The sequence below is a fragment of the Enterobacter cloacae complex sp. IR5428 genome (assembly GCF_049238585.1).
GTDB lineage: Bacteria > Pseudomonadota > Gammaproteobacteria > Enterobacterales > Enterobacteriaceae > Enterobacter > Enterobacter intestinihominis.
This window is the reverse complement of the sequence record NZ_JBMKHV010000023.1, coordinates 1-15,213: the sequence shown is the minus strand read 5'-3', so window position 1 is coordinate 15,213 and position 15,213 is coordinate 1. Positions and strand designations below refer to the sequence as shown.

At 53.8% G+C, this 15,213-nt stretch carries 15 protein-coding genes and 1 tRNA gene; 13 read left to right on the top strand and 3 right to left on the bottom strand.

What is annotated here, in order from left to right; all coding sequences use genetic code 11:
• Position 1: 1 nt before the first annotated feature.
• The 7 genes from ACOTXC_RS21540 to dinB all read left to right on the top strand — a co-directional run bounded on the left by ACOTXC_RS21540 (position 2) and on the right by dinB (position 5,861).
• The gene (locus ACOTXC_RS21540; protein ID WP_022647143.1) at positions 2–1,237 is read left to right on the top strand and encodes an NADH:ubiquinone reductase (Na(+)-transporting) subunit B; all 1,236 of its coding nucleotides are present in this window, start codon (positions 2–4) and stop codon (positions 1,235–1,237) included.
• Complete coding sequence (locus tag ACOTXC_RS21535; protein ID WP_022647144.1) at positions 1,230–2,024, top strand: Na(+)-translocating NADH-quinone reductase subunit C; 795 nt, start codon at positions 1,230–1,232, stop codon at positions 2,022–2,024. The genes ACOTXC_RS21540 and ACOTXC_RS21535 overlap by 8 nt, the downstream gene beginning before the upstream one ends.
• Entirely contained in the window at positions 2,017–2,655 is a 639-nt protein-coding gene (locus ACOTXC_RS21530; RefSeq protein ID WP_003863219.1) for an NADH:ubiquinone reductase (Na(+)-transporting) subunit D, read from the top strand. Before ACOTXC_RS21535 ends, ACOTXC_RS21530 begins: the two co-directional genes overlap by 8 nt.
• A gap of 6 nt (positions 2,656–2,661) precedes the next feature.
• A complete protein-coding gene (gene nqrE / locus ACOTXC_RS21525; RefSeq protein WP_003863217.1) occupies positions 2,662–3,258 on the top strand; it encodes an NADH:ubiquinone reductase (Na(+)-transporting) subunit E in 597 nt (198 codons plus the stop codon).
• A gap of 10 nt (positions 3,259–3,268) precedes the next feature.
• Positions 3,269–4,492 (top strand): NADH:ubiquinone reductase (Na(+)-transporting) subunit F, encoded by a 1,224-nt coding sequence (gene nqrF / locus ACOTXC_RS21520; RefSeq protein ID WP_015571374.1) that lies wholly within the window; start codon positions 3,269–3,271, stop codon positions 4,490–4,492.
• A gap of 2 nt (positions 4,493–4,494) precedes the next feature.
• Positions 4,495–4,695: a (Na+)-NQR maturation NqrM gene (nqrM, locus tag ACOTXC_RS21515; protein ID WP_003863212.1), complete on the top strand. Its 201-nt coding sequence runs from the start codon at positions 4,495–4,497 to the stop codon at positions 4,693–4,695.
• A gap of 107 nt (positions 4,696–4,802) precedes the next feature.
• Positions 4,803–5,861, top strand: a complete 1,059-nt coding sequence (dinB, locus tag ACOTXC_RS21510; RefSeq protein WP_421767950.1) for a DNA polymerase IV — start codon at positions 4,803–4,805, stop codon at positions 5,859–5,861.
• Between the two features lie 55 nt (positions 5,862–5,916).
• Here the strand turns inward: dinB and pepD are convergent, their stop codons facing one another.
• Positions 5,917–7,374 (bottom strand): cytosol nonspecific dipeptidase, encoded by a 1,458-nt coding sequence (gene pepD / locus ACOTXC_RS21505; protein WP_032624795.1) that lies wholly within the window; start codon positions 7,372–7,374, stop codon positions 5,917–5,919.
• 258 nt (positions 7,375–7,632) lie between these two features.
• Between pepD and gpt the strand changes: the two genes are divergently transcribed.
• The 3 genes from gpt (at position 7,633) to crl (ending at position 9,898) form a co-directional block, all read left to right on the top strand.
• Positions 7,633–8,091, top strand: a complete 459-nt coding sequence (gene gpt, locus ACOTXC_RS21500; protein WP_003863205.1) for a xanthine phosphoribosyltransferase — start codon at positions 7,633–7,635, stop codon at positions 8,089–8,091.
• A gap of 104 nt (positions 8,092–8,195) precedes the next feature.
• Positions 8,196–9,440: an esterase FrsA gene (gene frsA / locus ACOTXC_RS21495; protein ID WP_022647148.1), complete on the top strand. Its 1,245-nt coding sequence runs from the start codon at positions 8,196–8,198 to the stop codon at positions 9,438–9,440.
• Positions 9,441–9,496: 56 nt separating this feature from the next.
• The gene (crl, locus tag ACOTXC_RS21490) at positions 9,497–9,898 is read left to right on the top strand and encodes a sigma factor-binding protein Crl (RefSeq protein WP_022647149.1); all 402 of its coding nucleotides are present in this window, start codon (positions 9,497–9,499) and stop codon (positions 9,896–9,898) included.
• A gap of 131 nt (positions 9,899–10,029) precedes the next feature.
• Here the strand turns inward: crl and phoE are convergent, their stop codons facing one another.
• Positions 10,030–11,082, bottom strand: a complete 1,053-nt coding sequence (gene phoE / locus ACOTXC_RS21485; protein ID WP_063151178.1) for a phosphoporin PhoE — start codon at positions 11,080–11,082, stop codon at positions 10,030–10,032.
• 305 nt (positions 11,083–11,387) lie between these two features.
• On the opposite strand from phoE, the gene proB reads away from it, so the two are divergent.
• The 3 genes from proB to ACOTXC_RS21470 all read left to right on the top strand — a co-directional run bounded on the left by proB (position 11,388) and on the right by ACOTXC_RS21470 (position 13,943).
• Positions 11,388–12,491, top strand: a complete 1,104-nt coding sequence (gene proB / locus ACOTXC_RS21480; RefSeq protein ID WP_015571369.1) for a glutamate 5-kinase — start codon at positions 11,388–11,390, stop codon at positions 12,489–12,491.
• Positions 12,492–12,502: 11 nt separating this feature from the next.
• The gene (gene proA / locus ACOTXC_RS21475) at positions 12,503–13,756 is read left to right on the top strand and encodes a glutamate-5-semialdehyde dehydrogenase (RefSeq protein WP_038415408.1); all 1,254 of its coding nucleotides are present in this window, start codon (positions 12,503–12,505) and stop codon (positions 13,754–13,756) included.
• 111 nt (positions 13,757–13,867) lie between these two features.
• Positions 13,868–13,943: transfer RNA gene (locus ACOTXC_RS21470), tRNA-Thr, on the top strand.
• A 14-nt stretch (positions 13,944–13,957) separates the two neighbouring features.
• Here the strand turns inward: ACOTXC_RS21470 and ACOTXC_RS21465 are convergent.
• A complete protein-coding gene (locus ACOTXC_RS21465) occupies positions 13,958–15,142 on the bottom strand; it encodes a site-specific integrase (protein ID WP_421767949.1) in 1,185 nt (394 codons plus the stop codon).
• Between the last annotated feature and the right edge of the window lie 71 nt (positions 15,143–15,213).

Below are 15,213 nucleotides of genomic sequence, written 5' to 3'. Positions count from 1 at the left end.
CATGGGCTTAAAACACCTCTTTGAAAAAATAGAGCCGCACTTTACCGAAGGGAAGCTCAAAAAGTACTACCCGCTGTATGAAGCGACAACGACCATTTTCTACACCCCGGGTCTGGTGACGAAAGGCGCGGCGCACGTTCGCGACGCCATCGACCTCAAGCGAATGATGATTCTGGTCTGGTTTGCGGTCTTCCCGGCCATGTTCTGGGGGATGTATAACGTTGGGTTGCAGACTATTCCGGCGCTGCACCATATGTACGATGCAGAGCAGCTGGCGCAGGTGATTCAGTCTGACTGGCACTATCGTCTGGCGCAGTCGCTGGGGGTGAGCTTTGCGGCAGATGCAGGCTGGATCAGCATGATGACGCTGGGCGCTGTCTTCTTCCTCCCCATCTATATGACTGTCTTTATTGTGGGCGGTTTCTGGGAGGTTCTGTTCGCTATTATTCGCAAACATGAGATAAACGAAGGCTTCTTTGTTACCTCTATTCTGTTTGCGCTGATTGTTCCGCCAACGCTGCCGCTCTGGCAGGCGGCGATGGGGATCAGCTTTGGCGTGGTGATTGCCAAGGAGATCTTCGGCGGGACCGGACGCAACTTCCTCAACCCGGCACTGGCAGGGCGCGCGTTCCTGTTCTTTGCTTATCCGGCGCAAATCTCGGGCGACCTGGTGTGGACGGCAGCAGACGGATTCTCCGGCGCGACGCCACTTTCACAGTGGGCGGCAGGTGGCGGCGAAACGCTGGTTAACAATGCAACCGGACAGCCTGTCACCTGGTTTGATGCGTTTATTGGCAATATTCCAGGCTCCATCGGTGAAGTGTCTACCCTGATGATTTTGATCGGCGGAGCCATCATCCTCTTTGGCCGCGTGGCGTCCTGGCGCATTGTCGCTGGCGTCATGCTTGGAATGGTCCTCACCGCCACGCTTTTCAATTTCATTGGTTCAGACACTAACCCGATGTTCTCCATGCCGTGGTACTGGCACCTCGTGCTGGGAGGCTTTGCGTTTGGCATGATGTTCATGGCCACCGATCCGGTCTCGGCTTCGTTTACCGACAGAGGAAAATGGTGCTACGGCGCGCTCATTGGGGTGATGTGTGTACTGATTCGCGTGGTCAACCCGGCCTATCCGGAAGGGATGATGTTGGCTATTCTGTTTGCCAATCTGTTTGCGCCGCTGTTCGACTACCTGGTCGTGCGCGCCAACATTAAGCGGAGGAAGGCGCGTGGCTGAGATCAAAAATAACGACAGTATCAGCAAAACGCTGCTGGTGGTGCTGGTACTGTGTCTGGTCTGTTCCATTGTCGTGGCCGGTTCTGCCGTTGGGTTGAAACCGCTACAGCAGGAGCAACGTGCGCTGGATAAACAGCGTAACATCCTTGCCGTTGCCGGGCTGATGCAGGAAGGCATGACGAAGGATGACGTCGCAGCAGTGTTTGCCGAACGCATTACCGCACGGCTGGTGGATTTAAAAACCGGGGAGTTAATGGATAAAGACCCGGCGAAATATAACCAGGCGCTGGCGCTAAAAGATCCGCAGATGAGCACCATGCTTGACGCCTCGCAGGATCCGGCAGGCATTAAGCGCCGCAGCAATGTCGCGGAGATTTACCTCGTCCGCGACGAGCAAAAGCGCATCCAGGAAATCGTGTTGCCCATCTATGGCAACGGTTTATGGTCAATGATGTACGCCTTTGTGGCGCTGGATACCGATGGCCGTACGGTCAAAGGCATTACATATTACGATCAGGGCGAAACACCAGGGCTGGGGGGCGAAGTTGAGAACCCTAACTGGCGGGCACAGTTTGTCGGTAAAAAAGTGCTCGATGACAACGGCCAGCCTGCGCTGAAGGTGGTGAAAGGAGGAGCGCGTCCCGGTGATGAATTTGCCGTTGATGGCCTTTCCGGCGCTACGCTCACCTCTAATGGGGTGCAGCACAGCTTTGATTTCTGGATGGGTGAACTGGGCTTTGGTCCCTTCCTGAAGAATGTACGTGAAGGAGCGCTGAACAATGGCTGATACGGGTGAACTGAAAGAAGTTAAAAAGGTGCTGATTGGCCCACTTTTAGCCAATAACCCGATAACGCTTCAGGTGCTGGGCGTATGCTCGGCTCTGGCGGTAACCACTAAGCTGGAAACGGCGGTGGTTATGACGCTGGCGGTAACGCTGGTGACAGCGTTTTCCAGCATGTTTATCTCAATGATCCGCCACCACATACCCAACAGCGTGAGGATCATTGTCCAGATGGCGATCATCGCCTCGCTGGTGATCGTGGTTGATCAGCTTCTGCGCGCCTTCGCTTATGAAACCTCGAAGCAGCTTTCGGTGTTTGTCGGCCTGATTATCACCAACTGTATCGTGATGGGGCGCGCTGAAGCCTATGCGATGAAAATGCCGCCACTGGCGAGCTTTATGGACGGTATCGGCAACGGGCTGGGTTATGGCGTGATCCTGTTGACGGTTGGTTTCCTGCGCGAACTTATTGGCAGCGGCAAACTGTTTGGCATTCCGGTGCTGGATACGGTACAGAACGGCGGCTGGTATCTGCCGAACGGTTTGTTCCTGCTGGCACCAAGCGCATTTTTCATTATCGGTTTGCTGATCTGGCTGATTCGTACGCTGAAGCCTGAACAGCAGGAAAAGGAGTAACCGACGATGGCTCATTACCTGAGTTTATTTGTGCGCGCGGTGTTTGTTGAAAACATGGCGCTCGCTTTCTTCCTGGGCATGTGTACGTTCCTTGCTGTTTCTAAGAAGGTATCGACGGCATTCGGTCTGGGTGTGGCGGTCACTGTTGTGCTGGGGCTTTCCGTTCCGATTAACAACCTGGTGTTCAACTTCGTGCTTCGCGATGGCGCGCTGGTGGAGGGCGTTGATCTTAGCTTCCTGAACTTCATCACCTTTATCGGGGTGATTGCGGCGCTTGTTCAGATCCTGGAGATGATCCTCGATAAATACTTCCCGTCGCTGTACAACGCACTGGGGATCTTCCTGCCGCTAATCGCGGTGAACTGCGCCATTTTCGGCGGCGTCTCATTTATGGTTCAGCGCGATTACAACTTCAGTGAATCGGTTGTGTATGGTTTCGGTTCCGGTATCGGCTGGATGCTGGCGATTGTCACCATGGCGGGGATCCGTGAAAAAATGAAATATGCCAACGTACCTGCGGGGCTTCGTGGCTTAGGGATCACCTTTATCACCACCGGCCTGATGGCGTTGGGCTTTATGTCCTTCTCCGGTGTGCAGCTATAAGGGCTAAAAGATGGAAATTATTCTTGGCGTGGTGATGTTCACGCTGATAGTACTGGTGCTGTCAGGGCTGATCCTGGCAGCGCGTGCGAAGCTGGTGAATTCCGGGGATGTGATCATTGATATCAATGACGATCCGCAGAATCAGATCCGTACCCCGGCAGGGGATAAGCTGCTTAATACGCTCTCCGGCAACGGGATTTTTGTCTCGTCTGCCTGTGGCGGCGGTGGCTCCTGTGGACAGTGCCGTGTGACGGTGAAAGAGGGAGGCGGTGATATTCTGCCAACAGAACTGTCGCATATCACGAAGCGTGAAGCGAAAGAGGGCTGCCGTCTGGCGTGTCAGGTCGCTGTGCGCCAGAACATGAAGATTGAGCTGCCGGAGGAGATCTTCGGCGTGAAAAAATGGGAGTGCGAAGTTATCTCTAACGATAATAAAGCCACGTTCATTAAAGAGCTCAAGCTGCGCGTTCCTGAAGGGGAGAGCGTCCCGTTCCGTGCGGGTGGGTATATTCAGATTGATTGTCCGGCACACACCGTGGCGTATGCTGACTTCGACGTGCCCGAGGAGTACCGGGCCGACTGGGATAAATTTAACCTCTTCCGCTTTGTTTCCGAAGTAAAAGAGCCCGCGCTTCGCGCTTATTCCATGGCTAACTATCCGGAAGAGAAGGGCATTATTATGCTCAACGTGCGTATCGCCACGCCGCCGCCGAATGTGCCTGATGCACCCCCTGGCGTCATGTCGTCCTATATCTGGTCCCTCAAGCCTGGTGACAAAGTGACGATTTCCGGCCCGTTCGGCGAATTCTTTGCCAAAGACACCGACGCGGAAATGGTCTTTATCGGCGGCGGTGCGGGTATGGCGCCGATGCGTTCACATATCTTTGACCAGCTCAAACGCCTTGGCAGCAAGCGCAAGATTAGCTTCTGGTACGGGGCGCGTTCACTGCGCGAAATGTTCTATGACGATGAGTTTGAACAACTGGCACGTGATAACCCTAACTTTACCTTCCATGTGGCGTTATCCGATCCGCAGCCGGAAGATAACTGGACAGGTTATACGGGCTTCATCCACAACGTGCTGTATGAAAATTACCTCAAACAGCACCCGGCACCGGAAGATTGCGAGTTTTATATGTGTGGCCCGCCAATGATGAACGCTGCCGTGATTAAGATGCTAAAAGATCTTGGCGTGGAAGATGAGAACATCATGCTCGATGATTTCGGAGGCTGATTATGCTGACCTTTCTGGCGACCTTTGCGGTGTTTGTACTGGTGATATTCGGGATGTCCTTAGGCTGGATCATCAAGCGTAAAAGCATCCAGGGCAGCTGTGGAGGTATATCTTCCATCGGAATGGAAAAAGTGTGCGATTGTCCGGAACCGTGCGATGCGCGAAAAAAACGGATGGCTCGCGAGCAGCAACGCATTATTTAGTTTTGTATGTCGGGTAAGGCAACGCCGCCACCCGACAATTCCCACGCATACTTCTCAACCCTCATTTGTTTACTGTATACTTATCCAGTAATGAGTGAGGGCTTACTATGCGCAAAATAATCCATGTCGATATGGACTGCTTTTTTGCCGCAGTGGAGATGCGTGACAACCCGGCGCTGCGGGATATTCCCATCGCCATTGGCGGCCGCCGGGTTCAGCGCGGTGTCATCAGCACCGCCAACTATCCTGCTCGCAAATACGGTGTGCGCAGCGCCATGCCGACAGCGATGGCGCTAAAACTGTGCCCGCATCTCACTCTTTTGCCCGGACGTTTTGATGCCTATAAAGAAGCATCGAACCACATTCGGGAGATCTTCTCCCGCTACACCTCTCTGATTGAACCGTTATCGCTGGATGAAGCCTATCTGGATGTCACCCACAGCGTGCACTGCCACGGCTCCGCCACCCTGATGGCGCAGGAGATCCGCCAGACTATTTTTAACGAGCTGAACCTGACGGCATCGGCAGGCGTCGCGCCGATAAAATTTCTCGCCAAAATCGCCTCCGATTTAAATAAGCCCAACGGCCAGTACGTCATCACCCCGGAAGAGGTTCCGGCGTTTTTAAAGACGCTGCCGCTCAGCAAAATCCCCGGCGTGGGCAAAGTCTCCGCCGCGAAGCTGGAAAGTATGGGGCTACGCACCTGTGAAGACGTTCAGCGCAGCGATCTGGCGCTGCTGCTTAAGCGTTTTGGTAAGTTTGGCCGCGTACTGTGGGAACGCAGTCAGGGCATTGATGATCGGGATGTGAACAACGAACGGCTGCGTAAATCGGTCGGCGTTGAACGCACGCTGAGCGAAGATATCCATGACTGGACAGAGTGTGAAACCATTATTACGGAACAACTCTATCCTGAGCTTGAACGACGCTTACTGAAGGTCAAACCAGATCTGCTTATTGCCCGGCAGGGCATCAAACTGAAATTTAACGATTTTCAGCAGACGACGCAGGAGCACGTCTGGCCACGCCTCAACAAAGAGGATCTTATTGCGACGGCAAAAAAGGCATGGGAAGAGCGGCGGGGCGGACGAGGGGTAAGGCTGGTGGGGCTGCACGTCACCTTGCTGGATCCGCAGCTGGAGCGTCAGCTGGTGCTGGGACTGTAGATTAGGCTAATCGTATGCCCGGTAAGCGAAGCGCCACCGGGCATCAAACGGCTTATTACTTAACAGGGATTGCTTTCAGCAGCTCAGTCAGCAGCGTCCAGTAGTGACCGACGCTTTCAATGTGAACCTGCTCATCCGGGGAGTGTGGCCCCGTGATGGTCGGCCCGATGGAGACCATGTCCATATCCGGATACGGTTTCTTGAACAGACCACATTCCAGACCCGCATGAATAACCTGAATGTTCGGGGTGCTGTTGAACAGTCTCTGATAAGTTTCACGCACCAGTGCCATAACCGGAGAACTTGCATCCGGCTGCCAGCCAGGGTAGCTGCCTTTTGCAGACGTTTTCGCGCCCGCCAGGGTACCCAGAGATTCCAGCATGCTCACAACGTACTCTTTACCGCTGTCGATCAGGGAACGGATCAGGCAAATGATCTCTGCGCTGTCGTCGCCCATGGTCACTACGCCCACGTTCAGGGAGGTTTCAACCACGCCTTTTGCGACGTCAGAATTGCGGATCACGCCGTTTGGCGTTGCGTTCAGCAACTGGACGAACGTGTCACGAGACTGAGTGGTCAGTGCGGCTTTATCCGTTGTAACGGACTCCAGTACCACCGTCAGGTTTTTCTCTTTCTCAGACAGCTCGTTTTTCAGGATATCCAGATACAGGCTGGAGAGGTTTTTCAGCTCATCCGCTTTCGCCGCAGGCACCGCCACGGTCGCGAAGGCTTCGCGAGGGATCGCGTTACGCAGAGTGCCGCCGTTGAAGTCCACCAGACGCAGATCCAGTTCAGCGGCATGGCCCGCCAGGAAACGCGCCAGCAGTTTGTTGGCGTTGCCCAGGCCCAGGTGGATATCGCCGCCGGAGTGACCGCCTTTCAGCCCTTTCAGCGTCAGCTTAAAGGTCTCGAAACCGGCAGGAATCGCTTCGCGGGACAGCGGCAGGGTAGAGATGAAATCGATCCCGCCCGCGCAGCCCATGTAGATCTCACCTTCTTCTTCGGAGTCGGTGTTGATCAGAATGTCCGCTTGCAGCCAGTTTGCCTGGAGACCGAACGCGCCATCCATGCCCGCTTCTTCAGTCATGGTCAGCAGCACTTCCAGCGGACCGTGTTCAACGCTGTCGTCAGCCAGCACGGCCAGCGCGGAAGCCATACCAATACCGTTATCTGCGCCCAGGGTCGTGCCGCGCGCCTTCACCCACTCACCGTCGATGTACGGCTGAATCGGGTCTTTTGTGAAGTCGTGAACGGTGTCGTTGTTTTTCTGCGGAACCATGTCCAGGTGCGCCTGCAATACCACTGGCTTACGGTTTTCCATACCTGCGGTGGCAGGTTTGCGGATGAGAATATTGCCAACCTGGTCGCGCTCAGCGTGCAGACCTTTTTCCTTTGCCCAGCCCATAATATGTTCGGCAAGCTGTTCTTCGTGATAGGAAGGGTGCGGAATGGAGCAGATTTTGGCAAAAATATCCCACAGCGGCTGTGGAGATAATTGAGACAGTTCAGACACGATAGGTCTCCTTGTCGTTGCGCTGCAAAACAATGTTGCAGGTCACAGGGTTAGCAGGTTAATCGTTACCACAAGACGGGCTTGCGAGATGCATCTGAGAATACCACTTTCTCCCGTGGCTGGTAGCATTAAGCATGTAAAAACTCAGGCTCATGGCGCGTAACACTGGTTTTTAGTGCGTCAGATCTCTATAATCTCGCGCAACCTGGTTCACCCTCATTTTTTTAAGCCGTATATAAACAGGCTGGGACACTTCACATGAGCGAAAAATACGTCGTCACCTGGGACATGTTGCAGATTCACGCACGCAAACTGGCTGCGCGTCTGATGCCTTCCGAACAGTGGAAAGGCATTATTGCCGTCAGCCGTGGCGGTCTGGTACCGGGGGCGCTGCTGGCACGTGAGCTGGGTATTCGTCATGTCGATACCGTATGTATCTCCAGCTATGACCACGATAACCAGCGTGAGCTGAAAGTGCTGAAGCGCGCGGAAGGCGACGGTGAAGGCTTTATCGTTATCGACGATCTGGTGGACACCGGCGGTACCGCTGTGGCTATCCGCGAAATGTATCCAAAAGCGCACTTCGTCACTATCTTCGCGAAACCAGCGGGTCGTCCCCTGGTTGATGATTACGTCATTGATATCCCGCAGGATACCTGGATTGAACAGCCATGGGATATGGGCGTGGTCTTCGTACCGCCTATCTCTGGCCGTTAATTTCAGTACGTAACTTTACACGCCCGGTTATGCCGGGCGTTGTTCTTTTTGGCCTGTCACGCGTTACAATGGTCTCCAAGTGATGTATCCATGGAGGCAACGCAATGGCGCAGGCGAATCTCACCGAAACTCTTTTCAAACCCCGTTTCAAGCATCCTGAAACCTCGACGCTGGTGCGTCGGTTTAATCCGGGGACCATGCCTGCTGTACAGTCAGCGCTAGATGGTAAAAACGTGCCCCACTGGTACCGCATGATTAATCGCCTGATGTGGATCTGGCGCGGTATCGATCCACGTGAAATCCTCGACGTGCAGGCGCGTATCGTGATGAGCGAGTCTGAGCGCACCGACAGCGATCTCTACGACACGGTGGTGGGCTACCGTGGCGGGAACTGGATCTACGAATGGTCAAAGCAGGCCATGCTCTGGCAGCAAAAAGCGAGCCAGGAAGAAGATGCCACTCTCAGCGGCAAACACTGGCTGCATGCGGCAAACCTTTACAGCATCGCTGCATACCCGCATCTGAAAGGAGACGAACTGGCGGAGCAGGCCCAGGCGCTGGCAAACCGGGCTTATGAAGAGGCCGCCCAGCGGCTGCCTGGCCGGATGCGTGAAATTGAGTTCGCCATTCCCGGCGGTAGCCCGGTGAGTGGATTCCTGCATATGCCGGAGGGGGAAGGCCCGTTCCCGACGGTTCTGATGTGCGGCGGCCTGGATTCGTTACAAATTGATTATTACAGCCTGTATGAGCGCTACTTTGCCCCAAACGGGATCGCCATGCTGACGCTCGATATGCCATCAATTGGTTTTTCATCCAAATGGAAACTTACGCAAGATTCCAGCCTGCTGCACCAGCATGCATTAAAAGCGCTGGAGAATATCCCCTGGGTTGACCATACCCGGGTAGGTGCGTTTGGCTTCCGCTTTGGCGCTAACGTCGCGGTACGGCTGGCCTACCTTGAATCTTCCCGCCTGAAGGCCGTCGCCTGTCTTGGCCCGGTAGTGCATGCACTGTTAAGCGAGCCTGCGCGTCAGGGTAGCGTTCCTGAAATGTATCTGGACGTGCTGGCGAGCCGACTTGGCATGCATGATGCTTCAGATGAAGCGTTGCGCATTGAACTTAATCGGTATTCATTAAAAACGCAGGGCTTGCTGGGCCGCCGTTGCCCAACCCCGATGATGTCCGGTTTCTGGAAGAACGATCCATTTAGCCCGGAAGAGGAGTCACGCTTAATCACCTCGTCATCTTCGGATGGCAAATTGCTGGAGGTACCCTTCAGCCCGGTGTACCAGAATTTTGACAAAGCGCTTAAAGAGATCACACGCTGGATCACGCAGAGATTGTGTTAATAGTTTGCTAAATTTCGTTGGTTTGGTAAAACAGTGCTTCACAAAAGGAGATCGCAATGACGTTACCGAGTGGACACCCGAAAAGTAGACTGATTAAGAAGTTCATGGCTCTTGGCCCGTATATTCGAGAAGAGCAGTGTGAAGAGAATCGCTTTTTTTTCGACTGCCTGGCTGTTTGCGTCAACGTGAAGCCTGCACCCGAAAAACGTGAGTTCTGGGGCTGGTGGATGGAAATGGAAGCACAGGAAAACCGTTTTACCTATAGCTATCAGTTTGGCCTGTTTAATAAAGACGGGCACTGGCAGGCGACGAGCATCAAAGATCAGGAAGTGATCGATCGCCTGGAGCATACGCTAAAAGAATTTCACGGCAGAGCTCGCGACCTGCTGGCAACGCTGGATCTGAAGCTGGAGCCTGCGGACGATTTTTCCAGCGAAGCGGTGAAACTGAGAGCCTGATGATGTCACAGCGCCGGGTGGCGGCTACGCCTTACCCGGCCTAAAAACGTATTACTCCCCAGGTCCGGTAAGCACAGCGTCACCGGGCACAAAAAAACCGGCTCAGCGCCGGTTTTTTTATTACCACAACATCAGAACTGGTAGGTCATGCCCAGCGCAACGATATCATCGCTGCTTACGCCCAGTTTATTATCGTCATCGATCTGGTTGATTTTATAATCAACAAACGCAGACATGTTCTTGTTGAAATAATAGGTTGCACCTACATCGATGTATTTCACGATATCTTCATCGCCAATGCCTTCGATATCTTTGCCTTTAGACTGGACGTAACCCAGAGATGGGCGCAGACCAAAGTCAAACTGATATTGCGCAACCACTTCGAAGTTTTGCGCTTTATTTGCAAAGCCACCGGAAATAGGGGCCATATTGCGGGTTTCAGAATAGAGAGTGGCCAGATATATATCGTTGGCATCATATTTCAGACCGGTCGCCCAGCCTTCTGCTTTTTTACCTTCGCCGCGTGCCTGAAGGTTTTGCTCATTGGTACGATCGGAGTTGGCATACGCACCAATCACAGAGAAATCGCTGCCGCCAAAGTCATAGCTCAGGGAGGTACCGAAGCCGTCGCCGTTTTGCTTCTTCACGTCGCGGTTTTCATTTTTACCCTGGTATTGCAGGGTCATATTAAGACCGTCAACCATGCCAAAGAAATCGGTATTACGGTATGTAGCCAGACCGGAAGCGCGTTTCGTCATGAAGTTATCGGTCTGCGCCAGGCCGTCACCGCCGAACTCCGGGAACATATCGGTGTATGCGGCGACGTCATACAGCGCACCCAGGTTACGACCGTAATCAAAAGAACCAAAATCTTTCAGTTTAATACCCGCAAATGCCAGGCGCGTTTTTTGAGAAGAATCGCTTTCTGCTTTGTTACCCGCGAACTCTGCTTCCCAACGTCCGTAGCCCGTCAGCTGATCGTTAATCTGCGTTTCACCCTTAAAGCCAAAACGAACGTAAGTCTGGTCACCATCCTTCGCGTCATCATCACTGAGGTAGTGCATTGCTTTTACTTTGCCGTACACGTCCAGTTTATTACCGTTTTTATTATAAACTTCCGCTGCGTGAACAGATGTGGATGCAACTACGCCCATTACCACTAATGCCAGAGTGCTCTTTTTCATTTTCAATCCTGATTTTATAAAAACGCGCTAATATTCGCTGAGCAATAAGATTCAACTTATTACCCCGTGAAAAACAGGAAGGGTTTTATCGTTAGTGGGTGAACGTTTTATGACAAAGTAAGAATATGTCTAAAAAAGTATGTTTTAATTTTTCGGTAATAAAATTGTCAAAATCTGCCGCTACGCTTCCTGATCCCGCGCAACAAAGTGACGGGTGATGTGCTAAGGCAGTTGGCAACGGGGCTGACACCTGTTAAAACGTCTGACTGACATCATTTTCCCTTATTGTTGAACGGCAGAGAATCATGAGTGACAGCCAGACGCTGGTGGTAAAACTCGGTACCAGTGTGTTAACAGGCGGATCGCGCCGCCTTAATCGTGCCCATATCGTTGAGCTTGTACGTCAGTGCGCTCAGTTGCATGCCGCAGGGCATCGTATTGTGATTGTGACCTCCGGGGCGATTGCCGCCGGGCGTGAACACCTGGGCTACCCCGAACTCCCCGCGACGATCGCCTCCAAACAGCTGCTGGCCGCCGTAGGACAAAGCCGACTCATACAGCTCTGGGAACAACTGTTCTCCATTTATGGCATTCACGTCGGGCAGATGCTGCTGACGCGTGCGGATATGGAAGACAGAGAACGTTTCCTGAACGCCCGCGATACGCTGCGCGCGCTGCTGGATAACCATATCGTTCCGGTCATCAACGAAAACGACGCTGTTGCCACCGCTGAAATCAAAGTAGGCGACAACGATAACCTCTCTGCGCTGGCGGCGATCCTGGCAGGGGCCGATAAGCTGCTGCTTCTGACCGATCAGCAGGGGCTGTTTACCGCTGACCCGCGTTCCAATCCACAGGCAGAACTGATCAAAGACGTTCACGGCATTGACGATGCGCTGCGTGCCATTGCGGGAGACAGCGTTTCTGGCCTTGGGACAGGTGGTATGGGCACCAAGCTCCAGGCTGCGGACGTGGCGTGCCGGGCCGGTATCGACACCATCATTGCCGCGGGCAGCCGTCCGGGCGTGATAGGTGATGTGATGGAAGGCATCTCTGTGGGCACACGCTTCCACGCCCAGGCGTCCCCGCTGGAAAACCGCAAACGCTGGATCTTTGGCGCGCCCCCGGCTGGTGAATTGACCGTGGATGAAGGCGCGACCGCCGCTATTCTGGAAAGAGGAAGCTCGTTGCTTCCAAAAGGAATTAAAAGCGTGACAGGCAACTTCTCGCGTGGTGAAGTGATCCGAATCCGTAACCTTGAAGGTCGCGACATCGCTCATGGCGTAAGCCGTTATAACAGCGACGCGCTGCGTCGGATTGCTGGCCACCATTCCCAGCAGATCGACGCCATCCTGGGCTATGAATATGGCCCGGTTGCCGTGCATCGCGACGACATGATTATTCGTTAAGGAGCCAGAACATGCTGGAACAAATGGGCGCAGCCGCGAAAGCCGCCTCGTATAAACTGGCGCTCCTTTCCAGCCGCGAGAAAAACCGCGTGCTGGAAAAAATCGCTGATTATCTGGAATCCCAGTCGCAGGAAATTTTGCTCGCCAACGAGCAGGATCTGCTGGAAGCGCGTCGCAACGGCTTGAGCGAAGCGATGCTCGACCGTCTGGCATTGACCCCGGCGCGTTTGAAAGGTATCGCCGACGACGTCCGTCAGGTGTGCAACCTCGCCGACCCGGTAGGGCAGGTGATTGACGGTGGGGTGCTCGACAGCGGGTTACGCCTTGAGCGTCGTCGTGTGCCACTCGGCGTCATCGGTGTGATTTACGAAGCGCGTCCAAACGTGACGGTGGATGTCGCCTCCCTGTGCCTGAAAACCGGTAACGCCGCTATCCTGCGTGGCGGGAAAGAGACCTGGCGCACCAACGCCGCGACGGTGAACGTCATTCAGCAGGCGCTGGAAGAGTGCGGCTTACCGGCGGCTGCCGTGCAGGCGATTGAAAGCCCTGACCGCGCGCTGGTCAACGAGATGCTGCGCATGGACAAACACATCGACATGCTCATCCCACGAGGCGGCGCGGGCCTGCACAAGCTGTGCCGTGAGCATTCCACCATTCCGGTCATTACCGGCGGTATCGGCGTATGCCATATCGTGGTGGATGACACCGCGGAGATCGAACCTGCACTGAAGATTATCGTCAACGCTAAAACTCAGCGTCCAAGCACCTGCAATACGGTGGAAACGCTGCTGGTGCATCAGGGCATCGCCAGTACCTTCCTGCCAGCGCTGAGCAAGCAGATGGCGGAAAGTGGCGTTACGCTGCATGCGGACGAGAAGGCTCTCGCCCTGCTGAAAGACGGTCCGGCGAAGGTCGTTCCGGTTAACGCGGAGCAGTACGACGATGAGTATTTGTCGCTGGATCTGAACGTGAAGGTGGTTGCGGATCTCGATGACGCTATTGCGCACATTCGTGAACACGGAACCCAGCATTCTGACGCGATCCTGACGCGCACCCTGCGCAATGCCAATCGGTTTGTGAATGAAGTGGATTCGTCTGCGGTTTACGTGAATGCCTCGACGCGCTTCACCGATGGCGGCCAGTTTGGTCTGGGTGCAGAGGTGGCTGTGAGCACTCAGAAGCTGCATGCCCGCGGTCCGATGGGGCTGGAAGCACTGACCACCTACAAGTGGATCGGCTTCGGTGATGATACCATTCGTGCGTAAATAATCTCGGGTGATGCAAAAATAGCCGTTTGATTCAAAAGGGCATTGACGCATCACCCGGTTAGATCTACTCTTTTGCCCCGTGGTTACGCTCGTAACCGGTCTCTCAGGGCCGATATAGCTCAGTTGGTAGAGCAGCGCATTCGTAATGCGAAGGTCGTAGGTTCGACTCCTATTATCGGCACCATCTTTATCAATGACTTACCGAACATTTAAATAAACCACGTTCTCCTCCTGTGCCGTATTTGTGACATTGCGACCAATAATCGCGTCAATTTTGCTCGCGTGCTCGGTTAGGTGTCCGGCTGAAAGGTGGGCATATCGCTGAACCATTTCTAGCGTCTCCCATCCACCCATTTCCTTCAGCGCCAGAAGTGAAACACCAGACTGTACCAGCCAACTTGCCCACGTATGCCTGAGGTCATGGAAGCGGAAGTTGCTAATGCCTGCGCGCTTTAGTGCTCCCTTCCATGCCTTATTACTATCTGTCCGCATTTTTCTGACAGCTGCCGTTTTGGTTCCGTCGCTTCTGTACCCGGGAGTCGTGTGAACGAACACCCAGCGCTTATGCAGACCTTGCTGCTTCCTCAGTATCCCTAACGCTGTTTCGTTCAGTGGAACGCCGATGGCGTTGCCGGCTTTAGTTTCGTCAGGGTGCATCCATGCCATCCGCTTATCGAGGTCGACCTGTGACCATTCCAGATCGGTAACGTTCGATCGACGAAGGCCGGTGGTGACCGCAAACATAACGACCGGGAAGAAATGAGGGGCTATCTCTGCAAAAAGACGCTTTGACTCTTCTTCCGTCAGCCAGCGGATGCGGCCATTCTTCACCCGGGGCGTGGATATCTTCGGCGCTTTATCCAGCCACCCCCACTGCACCGCCATATTCAGAATGGCCCTGAGTATAGCCAGATGCCTCGTCCTTGTTCCCTTCGTTGCGAGCTTTGGAATATAATCTGGTACTGGTTTAGAGAGTCTCAAACACCTGTCTCTGGTCATTTCCCAGTTCAGGCGATGGCGGCGGTTTTCCATTCCGTCTACCGCCTCCATTATTTTGTCTGTTGTGATGTCAGCGAGAACGGTCTCTCTGAAATGCAGTAACCAGAACTTAATGATGCTTTTGTCATCATCCAGGCTCTTCTTATCCTCTTTCTCCCTGAGCCATCTTATGCAGGCCTCCTTGAATAGCTTCTTAGGCGACTCACCAAGTTGTTTAACCCGCCACGCTTCCGACTTCAGACGATCGTGAAGTTCCTGCGCTTCTCTCTTGTCTGAGGTTTCAAGAGAGCGTCTAACTCGTGATCCATCTGGCGCGACGAAGTCACAGTGAATCGCCACGGATAATCTAGACACTTCTGAGCCGTTGATAATATAGGTTTTCATATTCAGCCGGTGGCATCTGCTCGCTCGAACCATGCCGACGCTTACTGTTATAAAACATTTCGATATAATCA